The organism is Mesorhizobium vachelliae, assembly GCF_033977325.1.
In the GTDB taxonomy this organism is placed as follows: domain Bacteria; phylum Pseudomonadota; class Alphaproteobacteria; order Rhizobiales; family Rhizobiaceae; genus Mesorhizobium; species Mesorhizobium vachelliae.
Genome location: NZ_JAVIIR010000051.1, coordinates 1 through 3,027, shown reverse-complemented (window position 1 = coordinate 3,027; position 3,027 = coordinate 1). Strand labels below are relative to the sequence as shown.

General features: G+C 56.4%; 1 protein-coding gene and 1 pseudogene. One reads left to right on the top strand and one right to left on the bottom strand.

The window, feature by feature from the left end; translation table 11 throughout:
• Window positions 1-131, bottom strand: a pseudogene (locus tag RFM41_RS33895) (IS630 family transposase); the annotation flags it as partial.
• Between the two features lie 415 nt (window positions 132-546).
• Between RFM41_RS33895 and RFM41_RS33890 the strand changes: the two are divergent.
• Entirely contained in the window at window positions 547-2,475 is a 1,929-nt protein-coding gene (locus tag RFM41_RS33890; protein WP_320253495.1) for a CocE/NonD family hydrolase, read from the top strand.
• The last annotated feature ends 552 nt before the right edge of the window (window positions 2,476-3,027 follow it).

Here is a 3,027-nt window from a genome sequence, read left to right as displayed (position 1 = left end):
ACACCATCGGCACTCAACAGCACGATCTCGGCACGCCAGACATACTTCTGCGGATTGTTGCGGTCGCTGATCAGGGCAGTCAGCCGCCGATGATCAGAAGGCGAGACGGTGAGAGATATTCCTGTGCGCATGCGTTCCCATGCGCACAGGCAAATGGGAATCCCACCCAGGACTCTTATGTTAGGCGGAAACCACTAGGGGCTACGCCTCAGAGCCACGTCGAACGCCGTGGCCGCATAGGCGCGTCCTCCATGGTCTCTCTTGCCTCCGAACGGGCGATCTCAATGCACTCGAATCCGAATTGTGATGCGAGCTTTGGCCACGATAGGCGTCTTGGTTCGAGTACGTTCATCGCCCGCAATCCAGGAGGAATATCTTATCACGAAGCTCGAGGTCAACCGGGGCATTATGAGCGGCAGGGCTTGATGGGGCGAACGTGCGCATCGAGCCAGCCCCTGACTATAACCTCAAATGAAAGCACTGGTGAAGGCAATGTCAACTAAGGTAATCGAAAACCAATGGATCAAACTTCCGGATGGGCGCAGATTGGCAGCCAAGATCTGGCTTCCGGACTACGCGAAACCCACCCCGGCAGTACTTGAATATCTTCCCTATCGAAAGCGGGACACGACCGCCGCGCGCGATGATCTGCTGTATCATATTTTTGCTGAAGCGGGCTACGCCGGGGTGCGTGTCGATATCGCCGGCACAGGCGACAGCGAAGGACGGTTCGACGACGAATATTCCGAACAGGAGCTAAGCGACGGCGAGGCAGTTCTAGCCTGGATTGCGGCACAAGATTGGTGCGACGGCAATGTGGGAATGATCGGCATATCATGGGGCGGCTTTAACGGTTTGCAGCTGGCCTATCGTCGTGCGCCTGAGCTAAAGGCGGTAGTCAGTCTGGGATCGACTGTTGATCGCTATGAAGATGATATTCACTTTATGGGTGGCTGCTTACTCACCGACAACGCCAATTGGGGTGCCCAGTTGTGTGCCTACATGACAAGACCTGCGGATTCCCAGCTCCGCGAGGACTGGCGTGGTGACTGGATCGCTCGATTGGAAAACGTCCCTTTTTCCGTCTGTGGCTGGCTACGCCATCCCACGCGGGACGAATTCTGGAAACATGGCTCGGTTTGTGAGGACTGGTCCCGAATAGAGGCACCAGTGATGGCCATTAACGGCTGGGCGGACTGCTATGTTAATGCGCCGCCGGCGCTGGCATCGAACCTGCAGGTGCCCTGCAAAGCTATCAATGGCCCTTGGGAACATCGCTATCCCCATCTTTCCAAGTTACATCCCGCCGATTTTCCGTCCGAGGCGATCCGCTGGTTTGATCGCTGGCTTAAGAGAGAACAAAATGGCGCGGAGACACTGCCCGCTTATCGCGCCTTCATACAGGAGCATTTTAACCCAACGAAGAAATATGGCCCGCGGGTGGGACGTTGGGTGGCCGAGCAGGAGTGGCCCTCACCCTACCTGAGCAACCGAATTCTTTACTTGGGAACAGATGGTTTGAAGGACAACGCATCATCTGGAACCGTCAGCATCTCAAGCCCCGCTCACGTTGGCCAGGCTAGCGGCTACTTCTGTCCAGCCATTCGCGTCGACAATGAATTGCCAGAGGATCAAGCAACGGACGATGCATTGTCGACTTGCTTCGACAGCGCCCCACTCGCTGAGGTGGTGGAACTTCTTGGCCGTCCGAAGGTGAGGTTTGCCTTCTCAGTTGATAAGCCAGTCGCCCAGATCGTGGCACGCCTCTGCGATGTTTCACCGGGGGGTGTTTCGCAGCGCATCACCTATCGCCCCCTGAACCTGACTCATTTCGCCAGTCATGAGACCCCGCAAGCGCTCGTACCGGGGCACTTGTACGAGGCCGAGATCGAGCTAAACGAGTGCGGTCATCGGCTAAGGGTTGGACATGTACTGCGGCTGGCACTATCGACCTCCTATTGGCCGCTCGTCTGGCCCGCGCCTGAACAAGCGGTTGTTACGCTGTACTTGGAACGTAGCGCACTTCACCTGCCAATTCGGAAAGTGGTCGAGGAGATCCCACCGCAGAATCCCACTCCAATACCTCTAGAGTATCCGAAACTACATATCCGTCAATTGCGTCAGGGCAGCAGCACGTCGAGGCGCCATGTGGATGAGAACGGCCAGATCGTACTCGATACGTTTGACGATTTCGGCCAGGAAGCAAATCCGTATCATCGTATGACCATCAGCCGCGATGTCCGTATGCACTACAGTATCCATCCGAATGATCCAGCCTCGGCCCGATTCGAAAGCCAGTGGCATTTCAGCTTCAAACGTGACGAGTGGCAGGTCGCAATCAAGACCGAACATAGCATGTGGTGCGACTCCAAGTGCTTCTATGTGCACCGCAAGGTGCGCGCCACCGAGAGCGCAAAAGAAATCGAGGTCTTTGCACGAGAATGGTCCGAGACGATTCCACGCGGGCTACTCTGATCGTAGAAGACAACCATTATCAGCTGTTCCAAAAACGGGCCGTGCGTTTCCGACGAGGCCCGGCGCCTCGTCGCATGACCTAGCAGGCTTCTCTATTCGGCGGCTTGGGGTCAAGCGCTTTCATCATTTTCTACCTTACCAGCTTCTGACATCATTCGCGGGTCGTGCTTCTCTCCGGGATCGGCCCCGTTGGACCTCCCTTGATGGGATTGAGAGAATAAGGCGGAACAATTTGATTCGCGTCCTGGCCAACATGACACATGACATGACCGGTTACGCCCATGATCGCAAACTCACCTCATCCTTCGTCCCACGAAGGACGTTCTTCCGCTGCCAGGCGGAACTCTCTACCTCTTCTTCCCCGCCTCTTGTCACACGGCTGACGCCATGGTTTCCCGCGTCCATTGGAACTCGCTATTGTCCAGCCACATGCGATGCATGGTAAGCGGTGCACCAAGGCACCTTTCCCGAAGTCGTGTGATGCGTGCATGGCGGTCAGCCGTTAGTCGGCGCGCCGGGGCGATCACTGCGGGTTATCATAACGGGTGACAT